Consider the following 18,532-nt stretch of genomic DNA (forward strand, 5'->3'; position numbering starts at 1 on the left):
GGCGTCGCCCTCTTGGGCGTCACTCCGGCGTCAGCACCGCCACTTTGAGATCGGCCCTCTTGGCGCCGCTGAGCTGCACGGTGGCCGGACCGGCGGACAGCTTGAAGCGCACGCTCTTGCGAATGCCCGGGCAGGTCTTTGCGCGGCTGAAGCCCGCCGACTTCACGGCGCGGCCGTCTTGGACGACATCGATCCAGACCTCATCGGACAGGCTGAACTGGAGCTCGCCTTCAGCCGGTACGGTCACGCTTGCCATCGCGCCGAACGTGCCGGCTGCCGGTGCACGTCCAGGCGGAACTTCGAAGCCGATCGTGTCGACCGCTGCAAGTGAGAAATCCGCCGCTTGCCCGACTGTCAGGGCCGCGCCGGACTGGGCGGCGGACGCTGACGGAAACAGGGCCTGCTCGCGTGTCACCGGCCATTTGAAGGCATCACAACCGGCATCGGCAGCTATGGCGAAGCTGGTGCCTGCAAGGAATGCGAAGAGGCTGATGGCGAATTTTTTCATGGCGAATGGATTCCCCGGATGGTTTGGTGTATCCACGCATCAATACAACTTATAGGAGACAATTGCAACCACGGCGAGAATGAACCGGAAGAGGTAAACTCATGCCCACTCACCGATTGTTGATGGCAGGGCATGGGAAGTGAATGGTCCGCTTCCGAGCGATAATTTATGGCGGGTCGAGAAGGGCAAGATGGAGTTTAGATGAAGCTTTTTGAAGGTCTCTCCCGCTATCAGCCGCAGGCGCTGGGCGTGCTTCGCATCATGACGGCGCTGCAGTTCACCGAGCACGGCACCCAGAAGCTGTTCAATTTCCCCGCCGGCGCCCATGCCGGGGCGCTGACGGGGCTCGCGCTGACGTCCGCAATCCTTGAATTCGCCGGTGGCATCCTGCTGGCGCTGGGGCTGTTGACCCGCCCCGTGGCGTTCCTGCTCTGCGGCGAAATGGCCATCGCCTATTTCATGGCGCATTTCCCGCGCGACTTCTTCCCCGTCAACAATGGCGGCGACGCGGCGATCTCGTTCTGCTTCATTTTCCTCTATCTGGTCTTTGCCGGTCCCGGCGCTTTCGCGCTCGACAACCGCCGCAGCGCCTGATGCCCTGCGCGGACGCGCGCCTGTTTTTCAGGCGCGCATCCGCTCGAAATTGGCATCGAACAGCGGCGTTGCCTGAATGCGCGCGGCGTGGCGCTTGCCGAGGATCTCGATCTCGAAGCCGTCGGGCCTGTCGGCGATCTCCTTCGGCACGTAGCCCATGGCGATGGACTTTTTTGCATTGTGCGCATAGCCGCCGGACGTCACCCAACCGCGCACGACGCCGTCGTGCCAGATCGCCTCGTCGCCGATGACGTCGGCATCAGTGGCCTCGACGATGAAGGCGCGCAGCCGGAGCTTGCCACCTTGCTTGCGCTCGGCAATGGCGGGTTCCTTGCCAATGAAGTCGGCCTCCTTGCCGTAGGCGACGAAACGGTCGAGCCCGGCCTCGAGCGGTCCGTAGATCGGCCGGTATTCGCGCGCCCATGAGCCGTAGTTCTTTTCGAGCCTGAGCGCATTGAGCGCGCGCGACCCGAACAGGCCGATGCCGAATTCCTCGCCGGCCGTGATCAGCGCCTGGTAGGCGGCGCGCTGATACTCCGGCGCCATCCAGATCTCGTAGCCGAGATCGCCGGTGTAGCTGACGCGGCCGACAAGACACGGCGCCATGCCGATATCGATCGTGGCGACGGCCATGAATGGGAACGCCGGGTTTGAGACGTCGGCGCGGGTGACTTTGGCCAGCACCGCCCTCGCCTTCGGCCCGGCGATGGCTAGGCCGGTGAGCTTCTGCCCCAGCGATTTTATCTGCACCGAGCCGTCCTTTGGCAGATGCGCCTCGAACCAGCGCATATGGTACTGCTCGGCGACGCCGGAGCCGGCGACGAACCAGTCGCCCTCGCCGACATTGGCGAGCGTGAAATCGCCGATCAGCTTGCCGTCTTCCTTCAGCATCGGCGCCAGCGTCATGCGGCCGGGCTTGGGCAGCCTGCAGGCAAGCAGACGGTCGAGCCAGGCTGCCGCCCCCTCGCCCGTCACCTTGTACTTGGCAAAGCCTGAGATCTCCGAGAGGCCGACGCCGTTGCGGACGGCGGCCACTTCGCTGCCGACATGGTCGAAATCGGTCGACCGCCGCCACGAGAACTCGTCCTTGACGCCTTCGGGCGCATACCAGAGCGGCACTTCCAGCCCAAAGGCGACGCCCCATTGCGCGCCTTTGGCCGACAATGTGTCGTAAAGGGACGTTGTCTTCAGCGGCCGTCCGGCCGGCAGTTCCTCGTTCGGGAAGCGGATCGAGAAGCGGCGCGAGTAATTCTCGCGCACCTTGGCGTTGGTGTAGGTCATCGTCGCCCAGTCGCCGTAGCGCGCCACGTCCATCGCCCAGATATCGGCGCCGGGATCACCCTCGATCATCCAGTTTGAGAGCGCCAGGCCAACACCGCCGCCTTGAGAAAAACCCGCCATGACGCCGCAGGCGACCCAGAAGCCCGGCAGGCCGCGCACCGGACCGACCAGCGGATTGCCATCCGGCGCAAAGGTGAAGGGGCCATTGATGATCTGCTTGATCCCGGTTTTCTGAAAGGCCGGGAAGTGACGGAAGCCGACTTCGAGCGAGGGCGCGATACGGTCGATATCCGGCTCCAAGAGCTCATGGCCGAAATTCCAGGGTGTGGAGAATTCGGACCAGACCTTGTTGGCTTTCTCGTAGGTGCCCATCAGCATGCCGCCGCGCTCCTGGCGCAGATAGAGCTCGCCGTCGAAGTCGACCGCATGGATGATTTCCGTGCCGGTCTTCTTGTTCCAGTCGGCGACCTCCGGCATGTCCTCGGTGATCAGATACATGTGCTCCATGGCGAGCACCGGCAGTTCGAGCCCGACCATGCGGCCGACCTCGCGCGCCCAAAGCCCGCCGGCGTTGACGACATGCTCGGTGATCACATCGCCCTTGTTGGTGATGACCCGCCACAGCCCGTCGGGCCGGCGCACGATGTCCTCGACCTTGGTGAAGCGCTCCACTTCCGCGCCCAGCTTCCGCGCCGCCTTGGCGTAAGCGTGGGTGACGCCGGAGGGATCGAGATGGCCGTCCTCCTTGTTGCGCACGGCGCCGACGAATTGCTTCGGATCGATGAGCGGCATCAACTCGGCCGCTTCCTTCGCCGAGATCACCTCGAGGTCGATGCCGAGATAGCGGCCCTTGGAGACGACGCCGCGCAGCCAGTCGAGCCGCGCCTCGGTTGCTGCCAAGAGCACGCCGCCGGTCAGATGCACCCCCGTCGCCTGGCCGGAAAGCTCCTCGATCTCCTTGTAGAGCGAGATCGTGTATTTCTGCAGCTTGGCGACGTTGGGATCGCCGTTGATGGTGTGCATGCCGCCGGCCGCGTGCCAGGTCGAGCCCGAGGTCAGCTCATCGCGCTCCAGAAGCACCACGTCCGTCCAGCCGTGGCGGGCAAGATGGAACAGCACGGAACATCCTACAACACCGCCGCCGATGACCACGACCTTTGCATGCGACTTCATGGGTTCTTCTCGTTGTTTCAGTGAGTTGGATGACTGAGTGGATTCAGGATGAGAGGCATGTCTCTCCTCAAACGTCGGCGCTGCCCCTCACCCTTGCCCTCTCCCCGTGAAAAACGGCGAGAGGGGTCGCCAGCGCTGTAGCGCTTCCCTTCTCCCCGTCCTTCACGGGGAGAAGGTGCCGGAAGGCGGATGAGGGGCGGCGCCAGCGTTCCAAAACCGTCACGGCTCGCCCTGCCCGATCGCTTCCTTGCGGCGCGCCATATAGACTTCAAGTGCCTCGCGCACGGCTGGGTCCATTGTCGGCTGAACGTACTCTCCCAGCGCCTTCTTCCAGAGCCGGGTCGCGCGCGCCGTCGTGTCAAGCGCGCCGGCCTCCTGCCAAGCCTCGTAGTTCTGCCAGTTGGAGAGCATCGGCTGATAGAAGGCGGTGGCATAGCGTTCAAGCGTATGCGGCTCGCCGAAGAAGTGGCCGCCGGTGGGCACGGCGCCCAATGCGTCGACCGCCAATTCGCCTTCGTCGACCACGATCGGTCGCAGGAATTCCATCATGTGCTGCATCATCTCGACATCGATGATGAGTTTTTCGAATGAGGCCGTCAGTCCGCCCTCCTGCCAGCCGGCGGCATGATAGACGAGGTTGCCGTGGCCAAGCACGGCACCCCACAGCGCCATCAGCGTCTCATAGGCGCCTTGCGCATCGGCGGCATTGGACGCCGAGCCCGGCGTCGTGCGGTACGGCAGATTGTAGCGCCGCGCCAATTGCCCGGAGGCGATGTTGGCCTTGGTGTTCTCCGGCGTGCCGAAGGCCGGCGCGCCGGACTTCATGTCGACATTGGAAGTGAAGGCGCCATACATCACCGGCGCGCCCGGCCGCACCAATTGGGTCAGCACGACGCCGAACAGTGCCTCGGCATTTTGCTGAGCCAGCGCGCCCGCAAGCGTCACCGGGCTCATCGCGCCCATCAGAGTGAACGGCGTCACCGCCACCGACTGGCCGAACTCGGCCATGGTCATCAGCCCTTCGGCCATCATCTCATCGAAGCGGCGCGGCGAGTTGACGGAAATGATGGTGGTGACGCCGGGGTCCCGGCCGATCTGGTCGAGAGTCAAGCCACGCGCGATCGCCATCATCTCGATGCCGTCCAGCGCCCTGCCCCGGCCGATCGCCGAGACATGGAAGCATTTGTCGGTCAGCGTCAGATTGGCGAAGTAGGTGTCGAGGTGCCGCGAATTCGCCGGCAGCTCGATCGGCGCGCAGACCTGGTTCCCCAGCATGTGGATGCAGTTGAAATGCTGCGCCAGCCGGACGAGATCGCAATAGTCGGCGAGATTGCCGGCGCGGCGGCCGCGCTCCATGTCGTGCACATTGGGCGGCCCGGCCACCAGCGTGAAGTTGATCGTGTTGCCGCCGAGATGAACGGCGTGAGCCGGGTTGCGTGGCCTAAGTGTGTAGCTGGCCTGTGTCGTCTTCAGCGCTTCGTCGACCATGCCCCGATCGAGGCGCACATTCATCGAGCTGTGATCGACCTTCGCGCCGGCGCGCTCGAACAGCGCGAGCGCTCGCGGGCTCATCACCTCGATGCCGAAATTTTCGAGAATATGCATCGAGGCTTGATGAATGGCCTCGATCTGGTCGGCCGAAAGCACCGCCATCGGCGGGTAAGGGTTGACCACGCGCCGTGGCGGCAGCTGCGGAATGGCGGCGGGCCCGCGGTTGCTGGTCCGTTCGGCGCCGCGTTTTCGTCTTGGTTCGGTCATGCGTCTATCAGAGCGCCGACGTCAGGCGCGAGCTGTCAGGAATTCGCCATTTGCCGGCGTGATTATAGCCAAGGCGGCATTTTTTCACTCTGATGAAGACAAATACGACGAGCGAAGTCGAAATATCGATAGAGCCAAGGTCGAGGCGCCTCGGCCGGCGTTAAGGAAGCTTGAAAGACTCCTTTTATGATTTCGGCCTATTCGTCTTCCGATGCCTAGGTCGAGTTTTAGTAAAATTGTCGTTGTCTCTGTGCTGCTGGCGCTTTCGGCCTGCGCGACGGCGCCCAGCCACATCAACAATGTCTGCGCCGTCTTCGACCAGAATGACGGTTGGTTCGACAACTGGCAGGCCGCCGCCGAGCGCACCGAACAAAAATACGGCATTCCCGTTCCGGTGCTGATGGCGACGGTGCGCAAGGAATCCGGCTTCAAGAGCAACGCCCGGCCGCCGCGCACCAAGCTGCTCGGCTTCATTCCCTGGAAACATGTCTCCACCGCCGCGGGCTATTCGCAGGCGCTAGACGGCACCTGGTCGCAATATCAGATGGAGACCGGCAACTGGGCGGCGCGCCGCAGCCGTTTCGCCGACGCCATCGACTTCGTCGGCTGGTATCATTCCAAGACTGTCGACAGCTTCGGCGTCGCCCGCAACGACACCTACAGTCTCTATCTCGCCTACTATCTCGGCTGGTCGGCCTACGGACGCGGCAATCGCGGCGATGCCGGCGTGCAGAACTACGCGCGCGCCACCGACCAAATGGCCCGCGACTACGCCGCCCAGTTGCGGCAATGTGGGAGCTGAGGCCGGGACCCGGCGAAGTTTTAGTTCGGCTTCGGCCTCTTGCCCCTCGGGCGCTTGGGCGGGGTGCCGGCAAAACCCGGCCCGGTGCCGTGCGGCGCGTCGTCCGGCACGCCTTCATGTGCCGCATGCTCCTTGTCGAACTTGATGACCGGCTCCATCTTCGCCAAGACATCGTCCGACAGCCAGCACAGGCTCATATGGCCGTTGCCGAGATTCTTCACCGGCGGCACCGTCGTCTCGCACAGATTGTCCGGCACCAGCTTCTTGTAGCCGCAGCGCGTCTGGAAGGGGCATCCGGTCGGCGGGTTCATCGCCGATGGGATATCGCCTTCGAGCACGATGTGCTTCTTGACCACGCTGGTGTCGGCGATCGGGATCGCCGAGAGCAGCGCTTCCGTGTAGGGATGGTAGGGCGGCGAGAAGATCTGGTCCGTCGTGCCCTGCTCGACGATATAGCCGAGATACATGACGACGACGCGGTCGGCGATGTAGCGCACCACGGACAGGTCGTGGCTGATGAACAACATGGTCGTCTTGTTCTTGCGCTGGATGTCCATCAAGAGCTCGGTCACCGCCGCCTGCACCGAGACGTCGAGCGCCGAGACCGGCTCGTCGGCCACCACCACCTTGGCGTCGCCAGCGAAGGCGCGGGCCACGCCGATGCGCTGCTTCTGGCCGCCTGAGAGCTGGCGCGGCTTGCGGGTCTCGAAGGCCCGCGGCAGCTTCACCAGGTCGAGCAGCTCCAGCATGCGCTTGCGCCGCTCGGCGACGGTCTTGCCGACATTGAACTTCTCCAGCGTGCGGATGATCTGCGAGCCGACCGTATGGCTGGGGTTCAGCGTGTCGAACGGGTTCTGGAAAACCATCTGGATCGACGATACCGTTTCGACATTGCGGCTCTCGATGCCGGTCGACTGGATCTCCTTGTTGCCCAGCGTCACGGTGCCCGAGCTTGCGGTCTCAAGCCCCAGAAGCACCTTGGCGAGCGTCGATTTCCCGCAGCCGGACTCGCCGACGATCGCGACCGTTTCGGACTCGCGCGCGGTGAACGAAATCGTCTCATTGGCCTTGACGACGCGGCCTTCGCTCGAGCCGAACACCTCGCTGCCGCCGACCTTGTAGTACTTCTTGAGATTGTCGATCTTGAGCACCGGCGCGCCGGGCTCGACCTTTTCGTTGACCTTCTTGGCGCCGGGCGGCAGCGCTTCCCAGTCGATCTCGTTGAAACGCACGCAGCGCGAGAAATGGCCCTCATGCCCCTCAACGGCAACCATCGGAATTTCGGCGGCGTTGCAGACGCCCTCGACGAAATGGTGACAGCGGGGTCCAAAATTGCATCCCTTCGGCCGCTCATGCGGCAGCGGCAATTGGCCGGGAATGGAGATCAGCGGCCGCGAATTCTTGTCGGCGCCAGGCAACGGAATCGAGCGGAACAGTCCTTGCGTATAGGGGTGGCGCATCCGGTCGAACACGTCCTCGATCTTGCCGGTCTCGACCGCCTCGCCGGAATACATCACCGTGATCTTGTCGCAGGTCTCGAGAATGAGGCCCAGATTGTGCGACACGAAGATCATCGAGGTGCCGAACTTCTGGCCCAGCCCCTTGACCAGTTCGACGATGCCGGCCTCGACGGTGACGTCGAGCGCCGTCGTCGGCTCGTCGAGGAGCAGCAGCGCCGGTTTCGACAGCAGCGCCATGGCGATGACGATGCGCTGCTGCTGGCCGCCCGAAAGCTGGTGGGGATAGGAGCGCATCATGCGCTCCGGATCGGGCAGCTTGACCGCGCGCACCATCTCCAGTGCACGGTTATGGGCCTCTTCCTTCGAGACCTTGTCGTGGATCAGCGGCACTTCCATCAATTGCTGGCCGACCTTCATCGCCGGATTGAGGCTCGCCATCGGCTCCTGATAGATCATGGCGATCTTGTTGCCACGGATGGCCCGAAGCTCCTCGTCGGACATCTCGCCCATGTCCCTGCCCTGGAACTTGATGCGGCCGCCGACGATCTTTCCGATGTTTGAGAGGTCGCGCATGATGCCGAGCGACACGGTCGACTTGCCGCAGCCGGATTCGCCGACGATGCCCATCGCCTCGCCGGGCATGACCGTGCAGGAAAAGTCCATCACCGCCGGGATCTCGCCCTTGCGGGTGAAGAAGGAGATCGAGAGGTTCTCGATCTCGATGATCGGCCCATTGGTCGTCTTGGCTGGATCTCGAACTGCCTCGTTCATGGGTCGCTCCAATCCTTGCTTCCTGGAAGATGGGGCCCGAAGCCCCGCCATCAATCCTTCATCGACTGTTCGCGCAGCGAATCCGCCAAAAGGTTCAGGCCCAGCACGAACGACATCAGCGCGATCGTCGGCGGCAGCGCCGGGTGGATGAAGGAGCGCAAGAGCCGGCTGGCATCCTTGATCGCCGTGCCCCAGTCGGGACTCTCCGGCGCCAGCCCCAGGCCGAAATAACCGAGCGTGCCGAGCAGGATCGTCGTATAGCCGATGCGCAGGCAGGCATCGACGATCAGCGGTCCGCGTGCATTGGGCAGGATTTCCCACAGCATGATGTACCAGGGCGATTCACCGCGCGTCTGCGCCGCCGCCACGTAGTCGCGCGTCTTGATATCCATGGTCAGCCCGCGCACGATGCGGAACACGCCGGGGCTGGAAGCGAACACCACCGCCACGAAGATGTTGAGCTGGTTGGGATCGATGTGGACGATCCTCAGCGGATCCTTGTCGAAGACGAGGCCCGTATAGATCCAGCCCCCGATGACGAGCGTCAGGCCGAGCAGGATATAGAGCCGGTCCGGCCGGTTCTTGTAGCGGGTCCAGAACAGCACGCAGAAGAAGATGATCGGGAACAGGAAGAACAGCCCCGCCAGGGCGTACGGGATAGGCGTATCCATGATGCCTGGCGTCACCAGCAGGTAGAACAAAAGGATCACCGGGAAGGCCAGCACCAGATTGGCGAGGAAGGACAGCACCGTGTCGATCTTGCCGCCGTAGTAACCGGCCGGCAGGCCGAGCGTGATGCCGACCATCAGCGCAAAACCGGTCGCCGCCGGCGCGATGATCAGCACGATCTGGCTGCCATAGACCATGCGCGAGAACACGTCGCGGGCGAGCTTGTCGCCGCCGAAATAGTAGACGAGCTTCGAAGTCGGCTCGATCGCGCCGGGCAGCGTATCCTTCATGATCGACACCTGGGCCAGCGGATCGAAAGGCGAGATGGTCGATGCGAAGATCGCCGTGAACAGCCAGAACAGGCAGATGCCGACGCCGGCAATGCCGACGCCGCTGTCAAAGAGCTGGCCGTAGAGCCCGAGCTTCTTCTTGTAGGTAAAGCTAACGCCCATCACCAGGACAAGCGCGACCCATACCGGCCAGAAGCGCCAAAGCACGCCGAGCACGACATCGAAGGCACCGATATATTCGATCTGCATCCGCCCTGCCCCCTATTGAACTCTGATGCGCGGATTGAGAAACGCGTAGCCGACATCCGAGATGAGTTGGGTGATCAGCACGATGAACACCGAGACCAGCGAGCAGCCGAGCAGAAGGTCGATGTCGTTGTTGCCGGCGGCCTCGACCAGCGTGTAGCCGAAACCCTGGTAGCGGAACATCACCTCGACGATGACGACGCCGGTGAGCAGCCACGGGAACTGCAGCATGATGACGGTGAAAGGCGCGATCAGCGCGTTGCGTAGCGCATGCTTGATCACCACACTGCCGAAGGAGAGCCCCTTGAGGCGGGCCGTGCGGATATACTGCTGCGTCATCACCTCGACCATCGAGGCCCGTGTCATGCGTGCGATATAGCCGGTGCCGTAGATCGCCAGCGTGATCACCGGCAGGGTGAAATTGTAGAAGGTGATGCCCTGGCTGGCGGATGCCGCCGAGCCGTTCAGCCAGCCAAGCCACGAGGCGAAGATGACGGTGAAGATGACGCCCGACACATATTCGGGCGTCGCCGTCGAGGCGATCGAGGCCACCGACAGGGTCCGGTCCGTTCGCGAGCCTTCGCGCATGCCGGCAAGGATGCCGATGAGCAAAGAGATCGGCACCATCACCGCCAGCACCCAGAACATCAATATGCCGGTGGCGCCGAGTGCCGGAAACAGCTTGGCCGCGACCGTCGTCTTGAACTTGGTCGAACAGCCGAAATCGCCCTGCAGCACGCCCGAGAATTTCGGCTCGACCGGGTCGTTGCAGAAGGAGAAGCGCTGCGTCACCTTGCCGGTGGCAGGATCGGTGATCGGCTGCTTGGGCAGGACGCCCAGCCATTGGCCGTAGCGCGCAAAGAAGTTCTGCCGGTAGCCGTGATTGGCCAGCCAGCTTTCGAGCTGTTCGGCCGACGTGTGCATCTCGGTCTGGCTGATCGCCAGCTTCTTCAAGTTGGGCTCGAGATTGACGAGAAAGAAGACGACCAGCGTCAGGCATAGCATCGTGAGCAGAATCGTGCCGATGCGTCTGGCAATGAATGAGAACATGCGCGCTCCCCTGCCGGCCGGGTTGGGGTCAGATAGGTTCAACCCTGTGTCGGATACCTTGTGAGGCTCCGCCACCGTTGCACAATACGCAACGGCGACGAAGCTGCAAATACGAGGGGCTGACGCCCCTCATATTTATCGCAAAAGGATCACGCCTGTTCGAGCCAGACCTTGCCGAAGTCGTGCTCATAGGTCGGGTGCATCGAGTGGTTCTTCACCTCGGGCTTGATGTTGATGTAGAGCTTGCGCCAGTAAGGCTGGATGATGATGCCGGAATCCTGCAGGGTTTGCTCGATGTCCTTCATCACAACCTTGCGCTTCTCCGCATCGGCGATGCCGAGCGCCTCGTTGACCTTCTTGTCGAAGTCGGGATTGGCGTAGGCCGTCTCGTTCCACGCTTCGCCGGAGCGATAGGCGATGGAGATGACCTGGATGCCCAGCGGGCGCATGTTCCAGTTGGTTTGCGAGAACGGATACTTCGTCCAGTCGTTCCAGAAGGTCGAGCTCGGCAGCACGGTGCGCTTCACCTTGATGCCCGCTTCGCGCAGCTGGGCCGCGATCGCGTCCGTGGTGTTCTTGTGATAGTCTTCGTCGTTGCTGATCAGTTCGTGCTCGAAATCGATCACGCCGGCTTCCGTCAGCATCTGCTTGGCCTTGGCGATGTCGCGCTTGACCTCGGGCAGCTTGACATATTCCGGATGGATCGGCGCGACATGGTGGTTTTCAGCCGGGGTGCCGGCATTGCCGTAGCCGAGCTGCAGCACCGTGGCGTTGTCGACCGCAAGCAACATCGCCTGACGAACCTTCTGGTTGTCATAGGGCTTGTGGGTGATGTTGAAGCGCGACACCACGGTGGCGGCCGTGACGACCTCCGAAACCGGCGCGCCGACATCAGCGATGATCTTGATGTAGTCGGCGGTCGTTTCGTGGTTGGTCTGGACTTCGCCGGATTCGAAAGCCGAAACCGTCGCCGCCGGATCGGTGCCGTAATCGATGAACTCGACACCGTCGAGGAAAGCTTCGCCCTGCCACCACTTGCCGGTCTCGCGGCGCTTGTAGACCACCTTCTGGCCGACATCGTAGGAGACAAGCTCGAACGGGCCGGTGCCGATCGGGCAATTCTTGAAGTTGGCGCCCTTCTCATCGAAGGTCTTGTGCACGACCAGTGCCGGGTAATCGCACATGTTCGGGATGATCGCGATGTCGGGCTTGCTCAGCTTGAGCTTGACCGTCATGTCGTCGACCTTGACCACGGAGCCTTCGCGCAGCTTCTTGGTGCCGTCGTCGACCAGGCTGCCGAGGCGGCCAGGCATCGAGTTGCCTTCCGCTGCCTTGTCGGCCCAGCGGGTGAAATTGTAGATCACGTCGTCGGCGGTGAACTTGTCGCCGTTATTCCATTCGACGCCTGGCCGCACATGCAGCGTGTATTCGGTGGCGTCGTCGTTGATATCCCAGCTTGCCAGCAGGTAAGGCGCGAAGGTGTACTCCTTCGTGTACTTCACCAGCGGCTCGAGCGCCTGGCGCTCGGCGTTCGCAATTTCCGACCAGTCGGCGGTCCGTGGATCCTTGGGATCCTTGATCGACATGGCGACCTTCAGCACGCCGCCCTTCTTGCCCTGCACGTCCTCGGCCTTGGCCGGCGTCGGCGCGGCGAGACCGAGCATGCCGTAAGCCATTGCCGTCGATGCACCGAAAACGCTGGCCAAAGCCAGGAATTCACGGCGGTCCACCGTGCCCGACTTGGCCGCTTCGGCCATCGCCAGGATGTGGTCCGGAACGCGGTCACCGTTACTTTTGTAGATTGCCATGACTGACTCCCATTGTTGGCTTTCTGCCTTTTAACATTCCGCATCCAGACCGTGATGTCAAAAGCCGGTTTGGAATTGGAACATGGTGGGGAATGTGCAACTTTGGAATGGGGCCGGTTGGCGTGATAGCGACAGCCTTGACGCAAATTTGTTAGTCCACAGCACATTTCCAAAAATTAACAGGGCAATCAAATCAAGACATTGTCGGCGGACAGGGCCTCGCGCGCGCGCCAAAAGTCCGCTTCAGCCTGCCGGGGCGGGCAACACCGTCAATATTCGCGTTCGTAAAAGACGCCGCCCTTGGCTTCGCCCGCGTCGTTGGCCTCGCCGCGCAGCTTCACGCCCCTCCCGACATTGAGATCGATCGTCGCCTTGCCGGAGCCCGGTTTGTCGCCCTTCTGGATTGTCACATAGGTACGGTCGTTGAGGTACTTGCCGGCCGAAACCGCGGTGCCGCCCTTCTCGTCGGTCGTCACGTCGAGATCGTCGATGCCGATCGCGCTGCGTAGATTGTCGAGCAGCGAGGTCGTGCCGCCGGCGCCGGCCAATTGCGCGGCCGCGTCGGCAAGCTGGGCGATCTGCAGCGGCGAGAGATTGGACATCGAGCGGCCGAAGATCAGTTGCGCCAGCACCTCGTCCTCAGGCAGCGCCGGTGCGGAGGAGAAGTTGAACTTCGGGTTGGTCGCCTCGCCCGAAACGACGATGGTGACGGTGGCGCTGCTGGTCGTCGTGGTCGCGGTCAGGTTGAGGTAAGGCACAAGCGAACCCTGGAACCCGACCGTGCCCTCGGTGAAGGTCAGCCGCTTGGCAAGGATCGTCAGCCGGCCGCGTTGCAAGGTGAAGGTTCCGACGGCCTGCGGCGAGGATGCCGGGCCGGTCAGCTTCAGCGAGCCGCCTAGCTCGGCGTCGACGCCCCTGCCCTGGATGAAGATCTGATTCGGTGCGTTGACCGTCACGTCGAGGACAAGGCCGCTGCCGCTGCTGCCTCCGCTGCTGGATGTCGGCGGGTTCAGCGCCCTGTCCTGCGCGCGCACCGCGCGCGGCGGGTTCTTATGCTTCACATCCAACTCCGAGAGCGAACCGGGCAGCTTGTCCGGCACGGTGATGACCGTCCTCGCCAGATTGATGGTGCCGGCGATCACCGGCGCCGACACGAGCGGGCCTTTAATGGTCAGGTCGCCGCCGAGATTGGCGGTCACCACCCTGCCGTCGGTGTAGCGGGCGTCGGTGAGTTTTATCGACAGGTCGGCCGGAAAACCTTGCGACGGCGTGATGCCGACGGTGCCGCTCGCCGAAAGGCTGCCGCGCGTCGACAACGTGCCCGTCAGGCGATTGATCCTGGCGACGCCGCCGCCGATCGAGACGTCGGCCCCGATGTCGTTGACCGCCAGCCCGGAGCGCGCGTCGATGAGACGGGCGCCCGACGTCGTGACTTTGCCGCTGATCACCGGCGCGGATACAGGACCGCGCACCTGCACGTCGACATTGGCGGTTCCGTTGAGCGCCAGGCCTTGCACGGCGAGTTTCGAGGCAAGGAAGGAAAACGGCACCTTGCCTTTGAAATCGAGCGCCAGGGTCGGCCCGCCTGCCGTCGTCACCGTGCCGCCGCCCTTGAGACCAAGGCCGGCGCCGTCGCTGATGTTGGCGTCGAAGGCAAGCTTGCTGCCGGCAAAGGTTCCCGACGAGGATACGTTCATGCCGCCGAGGCCTGCGCCCCGCGTCTGCGAAGTCTGCACGCCCGAGGCATCGACATTGAAGGCGACCGTCGGAGTGGCCGGCGCGCCGGAGACCTTGACCGTGCCGGAGATCGAGCCTGCCGCATCGAGGCCAGGCGAGAAACTGTTTGCGAGCGAGACCGGCACCCGGGCCAGATTGGCGTTGATGTCGAGCGTCTGCGTGACCTTGCCCGTCACCGTCGCCGTGCCGCCGCCGAGATTGAGCACCAGCCGGTCGAGCGTCGTCGCACCGTTGGCGATGGTCACGGTCGAGGCCTGCGCGATCGCCGCCTTGATGCCTTGCACCGTCGCTTGGCCCGACGCGAGCTCGACGGTCGTCGTGCCGTTCGCCACTTTCACCCGGCCGGCCGCTTTCGCCGGAATGTTCTTCACGGTGGCGCCGCCGGAAAAGGCGGTCCAGTCGCCATCGCGCTTCAGGTCGACATCGATGCCGGTAACGGCAGTGCCGCCGGAGGTCACGCTGTCGGCGCGGATCTTGCCGGAGATGACAGGTGCTGCGAGGTAATTGGCGATTTGGGCGTCGACGGCGACTTTTTTGGCCGAGAGGTCGCCGCGCCTGATCGCCGCCGTGGTTGCCTTGACGGCGACGTTCGGTGCGTTGCCGGCCTTCGAGAAGGCGATCGCGCCGCGGACGTCGCCTTCCGCCTTTTCTAGCGCAAGCGCCGCCAGCGGCCCTATGTCAGGAAGATCGAGCGACACGGTGCCCACCGGCACGAACGCTTCGTCAAGCGCGAGGTCGCCGGAGATCTTGTTCGGGCCGAGCGACAGCAGAAGCCCGTTGATCGCGCGCTTGCCATTGGCGGTGGCAAGCACCGCATTGCCCTGCAGCGGCTGTCCGGCGACATTGCCGGTCAGTTGCACATCGGCCGCCGGATTGGCGGCATCGGCCTTGCCTGTCGCGGTGAGTTTCAATCCGGTGATCTCGCGCGCTGCCACGGACAGCCTGTCGCTGTTCACCGTCAGCGAGAGGTCGGGCGCCATGATCGGACCTTGCGCATTCAGGCCAAAAGCGATGGCGCCGTTGGCGTCTTTCGACAGCAGCGAAACGTCGTTCAACGCCCCCGTGATGTCGGCGGCAAGCTTGTTATCGGCAAGGCTCGCCTGCCCGTCGGCGCTCAGCGCGCCCGAGTTGAGCTTCAAGCCGGAGACATTGACGTTGCCGTTGGCGTCGCGTTTCAGCGCGGCGCTCAATTGCGCGCTGTCGCCCAGCATGCCGCGCACCGCCGCCGGCAAGGCGGAAGAAGCGACATTGGCGTTCACATTGAGGTCGACGGCGCCGTCGCGCAGCGACATGCGGCCGGCGACCTGGCTGTTGAGCGCATCGCTCTTGAGCGAGCCGCTGTTGACGGCAACGGCGTCGCTCGTCAAACGGCCGTTGACCTCGGCCGTAACCTTGCCGGCAACCAACGGCGCGATCATCGGATTGTCCAGGCCGATCCTGTCGATCGACACCGTCCCGGAGACCGGGCCTGCTCTGCCCTTGAGATCGAACGCATCCGAATGCAGCGCAACGGCAAGGCCGTCCACATTCACCTGGCTGGCGGCAACCGAAGGCAGGATCGCGGAAGCCTCGAGGCGGGCTTGCGTGCTTTGGCCGGCTATCTTTGCCGACAATGACTGGACCTCGATCTTGACCGGGCTTTCGGCGCTGCCGATCGTCAACGGCAGGCTAGGTCCGGATGACGTCAGATCGAGCGAAAAATCGCTGACGCCGTTCGGATTTAAGGTGCCGGCGGCGTTGCCGGAAATCTTGTCGCCCGAAAGCGTTGCATGGTCCAGGGCCAGGCCGCTCGCCAGACCATAGCTGCCGGCGGCATCCAGATTGAGCGGCCCAAGTCCGGCCTGGCGGGTCTGGCTGGTCTCGGCGCCGGCAAGCTTGGCGTCGAACTCGATATCGGGATTGGCCGACGGACCCGTGAGGTGTGCCGTGCCTTCCAGCGTTCCGGCAGCATCCAGGCCCGGCACGAAATCATTGGCGAGCGCCGCAGGCAGGCTGGCGAAATTGGCCGTCAGGTCGAGGAGCTGGCCGGCGCTGCCGGAAACGGTCGCCGAGCCGCCGCCGAGATTGAGCGCAAGCTTCTCGACGCTGGCGACGCCGTTCGCGATTGCAAGGCGCGACGGCTCGGCGATCGCCGCCTTGATGCCGCGCAGGGTCGCTTCGCCGGACGCGATCTCGACGCTGGTCTTGCCGTCGGCGATCTTCACGCGCCCGGTCGCGGTGGCCGGAATTCCGGATGCCGTCGCGCCGCCGGAAAAATTGGTCCAGTCGCCGTCGCGCTTCAGGTCGATGCCGATACCGCTGACCACCGTCTTGCCGGAAGTGACGCTGTCGGCCTTGATCGTGCCCGATATTGCCGGTCCCTTGAGATAATTGGCGATCAGCGCGTTGACGGTGATCGCCTTCGCCGCCAGTTCGCCGCGCGCGATCGATGTGCTGGCCGCATTGATGGTGAGGTTCGGAGCCGCGCCATCCTTGGCGAAAGCGATCGTGCCGTTGATATCGCCGGTCGCCGTCTGGCCGCCTAGCGCCGCCAGCGGACCGACATCGGGAACGGTGAGCGTCAGAGTGCCAACCGGCAGGAACGCTTCGTCAAGCGCGAGGTCGCCGGAGATCTTGTTCGGTCCCAGCGACAGCAGAAGCCCGTTGATCGCGCTCTTGCCATTGGCGGTGGCAAGCACCGCATTGCCCTGCAGCGGCTGTCCGGCGACATTGCCGGTCAGTTGCACATCGGCCGCCGGATTGGCGGCATCGGCCTTGCCTGTCGCGGTGAGTTTCAATCCGGTGATCTCGCGCGCTGCCACGGACAGCCTGTCGCTGTTCACCGTCAGCGAGAGGTCGGGCGCCATGATCGGACCTTGCGCATTCAGGCCAAAAGCGATGGCGCCCTTGGCGTCTTTCGACAGCAGCGAAACGTCGCTCAACGCCCCCGTGATGTCGGCGGCAAGCTTGTTATCGGCAAGGCTCGCCTGCCCGTCGGCGCTCAGCGCGCCCGAGTTGAGCTTCAAGCCGGAGACATTGACGTTGCCGTTGGCGTCGCGTTTCAGCGCGGCGCTCAATTGCGCGCTGTCGCCCAGCATGCCGCGCACCGCCGCCGGCAATGCGGAAGAAGCGACATTGGCGTTCACATTGAGGTCGACGGCGCCGTCGCGCAGCGACATGCGGCCGGCGACCTGGCTGTTGAGCGCATCGCTCTTGAGCGAGCCGCTGTTGACGGCAACGGCGTCGCTCGTCAAACGGCCGTTGACCTCGGCCGTAACCTTGCCGGCAACCAACGGCGCGATCATCGGATTGTCCAGGCCGATCCTGTCGATCGACACCGTCCCGGAGACCGGGCCTGCTCTGCCCTTGAGATCGAACGCATCCGAATGCAGCGCAACGGCAAGGCCGTCCACATTCACCTGGCTGGCGGCAACCGAAGGCAGGATCGCGGAAGCCTCGAGGCGGGCTTGCGTGCTTTGGCCGGCTATCTTTGCCGACAATGACTGGACCTCGATCTTGACCGGGCTTTCGGCGCTGCCGATCGTCAACGGCAGGCTAGGTCCGGATGACGTCAGATCGAGCGAAAAATCGCTGACGCCGTTCGGATTTAAGGTGCCGGCGGCGTTGCCGGAAATCTTGTCGCCCGAAAGCGTTGCATGGTCCAGGGCCAGGCCGCTCGCCAGACCATAGCTGCCGGCGGCATCCAGATTGAGCGGCCCAAGTCCGGCCTGGCGGGTCTGGCTGGTCTCGGCGCCGGCAAGCTTGGCGTCGAACTCGATATCGGGATTGGCCGACGGACCCGTGAGGTGTGCCGTGCCTTCCAGCGTTCCGGCAGCATCCAGGCCCGGCACGAAATCATTGGCGAGCGCCGCAGGCAGGCTGGCGAAATTGGCCGTCAGGTCGAGGAGCTGGCCGGCGCTGCCGGAAACGGTCGCCGAGCCGCCGCCGAGATTGAGCGCAAGCTTCTCGACGCTGGCGACGCCGTTCGCGATTGCAAGGCGCGACGGCTCGGCGATCGCCGCCTTGATGCCGCGCAGGGTCGCTTCGCCGGACGCGATCTCGACGCTGGTCTTGCCGTCGGCGATCTTCACGCGCCCGGTCGCGGTGGCCGGAATTCCGGATGCCGTCGCGCCGCCGGAAAAATTGGTCCAGTCGCCGTCGCGCTTCAGGTCGATGCCGATACCGCTGACCACCGTCTTGCCGGAAGTGACGCTGTCGGCCTTGATCGTGCCCGATATTGCCGGTCCCTTGAGATAATTGGCGATCAGCGCGTTGACGGTGATCGCCTTCGCCGCCAGTTCGCCGCGCGCGATCGATGTGCTGGCCGCATTGATGGTGAGGTTCGGAGCCGCGCCATCCTTGGCGAAAGCGATCGTGCCGTTGATATCGCCGGTCGCCGTCTGGCC

The 18,532-nt window shown here is 63.8% G+C and carries 10 protein-coding genes; 2 read left to right on the forward strand and 8 right to left on the reverse strand.

What is annotated here, in order from left to right; all coding sequences use genetic code 11:
• Positions 1 to 19: 19 nt before the first annotated feature.
• Positions 20 to 508, reverse strand: a complete 489-nt coding sequence (locus CK221_RS20805) for a hypothetical protein (protein ID WP_095779083.1) — start codon at positions 506 to 508, stop codon at positions 20 to 22.
• A 201-nt stretch (positions 509 to 709) separates the two neighbouring features.
• On the opposite strand from CK221_RS20805, the gene CK221_RS20810 reads away from it, so the two are divergent.
• The gene (locus CK221_RS20810; RefSeq protein WP_067328942.1) at positions 710 to 1,102 is read left to right on the forward strand and encodes a DoxX family protein; all 393 of its coding nucleotides are present in this window, start codon (positions 710 to 712) and stop codon (positions 1,100 to 1,102) included.
• 27 nt (positions 1,103 to 1,129) lie between these two features.
• Here CK221_RS20810 and CK221_RS20815 read toward each other — a convergent pair whose 3' ends face one another.
• Together CK221_RS20815 and CK221_RS20820 are read right to left on the reverse strand one after the other, a co-directional pair.
• Positions 1,130 to 3,556 (reverse strand): FAD-dependent oxidoreductase, encoded by a 2,427-nt coding sequence (locus CK221_RS20815; RefSeq protein WP_095779084.1) that lies wholly within the window; start codon positions 3,554 to 3,556, stop codon positions 1,130 to 1,132.
• A gap of 219 nt (positions 3,557 to 3,775) precedes the next feature.
• Positions 3,776 to 5,314: a trimethylamine methyltransferase family protein gene (locus tag CK221_RS20820; RefSeq protein WP_095779085.1), complete on the reverse strand. Its 1,539-nt coding sequence runs from the start codon at positions 5,312 to 5,314 to the stop codon at positions 3,776 to 3,778.
• 211 nt (positions 5,315 to 5,525) lie between these two features.
• Here CK221_RS20820 and CK221_RS20825 point away from each other — a divergent pair, with 211 nt between their 5' ends.
• Positions 5,526 to 6,116 (forward strand): transglycosylase SLT domain-containing protein, encoded by a 591-nt coding sequence (locus CK221_RS20825; RefSeq protein ID WP_095779086.1) that lies wholly within the window; start codon positions 5,526 to 5,528, stop codon positions 6,114 to 6,116.
• Between the two features lie 20 nt (positions 6,117 to 6,136).
• On the opposite strand, the gene CK221_RS20830 is transcribed toward CK221_RS20825, so the two are convergent.
• The 5 genes from CK221_RS20830 to CK221_RS20850 form a co-directional block, all read right to left on the reverse strand.
• A complete protein-coding gene (locus CK221_RS20830; RefSeq protein ID WP_066990565.1) occupies positions 6,137 to 8,347 on the reverse strand; it encodes an ABC transporter ATP-binding protein in 2,211 nt (736 codons plus the stop codon).
• A gap of 50 nt (positions 8,348 to 8,397) precedes the next feature.
• Positions 8,398 to 9,555 carry an ABC transporter permease gene (locus CK221_RS20835; RefSeq protein ID WP_066990564.1) on the reverse strand — a complete coding sequence of 386 codons (1,158 nt, stop codon included), beginning with the start codon at positions 9,553 to 9,555 and terminating at the stop codon, positions 8,398 to 8,400.
• Between the two features lie 12 nt (positions 9,556 to 9,567).
• Positions 9,568 to 10,602, reverse strand: coding sequence for an ABC transporter permease (locus tag CK221_RS20840; RefSeq protein WP_066990563.1), 1,035 nt, complete (start codon positions 10,600 to 10,602; stop codon positions 9,568 to 9,570).
• A gap of 149 nt (positions 10,603 to 10,751) precedes the next feature.
• Positions 10,752 to 12,410: an ABC transporter substrate-binding protein gene (locus CK221_RS20845; protein WP_095779087.1), complete on the reverse strand. Its 1,659-nt coding sequence runs from the start codon at positions 12,408 to 12,410 to the stop codon at positions 10,752 to 10,754.
• A gap of 269 nt (positions 12,411 to 12,679) precedes the next feature.
• Positions 12,680 to 18,532: translocation/assembly module TamB domain-containing protein (locus CK221_RS20850; protein WP_143749074.1), on the reverse strand; the 5,853-nt coding region annotated here is incomplete at its 5' end.

Origin of the sequence: Mesorhizobium sp. WSM3868, from assembly GCF_002294785.1 — a bacterium.
Lineage (GTDB): Bacteria > Pseudomonadota > Alphaproteobacteria > Rhizobiales > Rhizobiaceae > Mesorhizobium.

What these genes read in the sequence shown, in the direction of transcription:
- CK221_RS20805 (WP_095779083.1), bottom strand. Translation starts at nt 508, where the DNA reads ATGAAAAAATTCGCCATCAGCCTCTTCGCATTCCTTGCAGGCACCAGC.
- CK221_RS20810 (WP_067328942.1), top strand. Translation starts at nt 710, where the DNA reads ATGAAGCTTTTTGAAGGTCTCTCCCGCTATCAGCCGCAGGCGCTGGGC.
- CK221_RS20815 (WP_095779084.1), bottom strand. Translation starts at nt 3,556, where the DNA reads ATGAAGTCGCATGCAAAGGTCGTGGTCATCGGCGGCGGTGTTGTAGGA.
- CK221_RS20820 (WP_095779085.1), bottom strand. Translation starts at nt 5,314, where the DNA reads ATGACCGAACCAAGACGAAAACGCGGCGCCGAACGGACCAGCAACCGC.
- CK221_RS20825 (WP_095779086.1), top strand. Translation starts at nt 5,526, where the DNA reads ATGCCTAGGTCGAGTTTTAGTAAAATTGTCGTTGTCTCTGTGCTGCTG.
- CK221_RS20830 (WP_066990565.1), bottom strand. Translation starts at nt 8,347, where the DNA reads ATGAACGAGGCAGTTCGAGATCCAGCCAAGACGACCAATGGGCCGATC.
- CK221_RS20835 (WP_066990564.1), bottom strand. Translation starts at nt 9,555, where the DNA reads ATGCAGATCGAATATATCGGTGCCTTCGATGTCGTGCTCGGCGTGCTT.
- CK221_RS20840 (WP_066990563.1), bottom strand. Translation starts at nt 10,602, where the DNA reads ATGTTCTCATTCATTGCCAGACGCATCGGCACGATTCTGCTCACGATG.
- CK221_RS20845 (WP_095779087.1), bottom strand. Translation starts at nt 12,410, where the DNA reads ATGGCAATCTACAAAAGTAACGGTGACCGCGTTCCGGACCACATCCTG.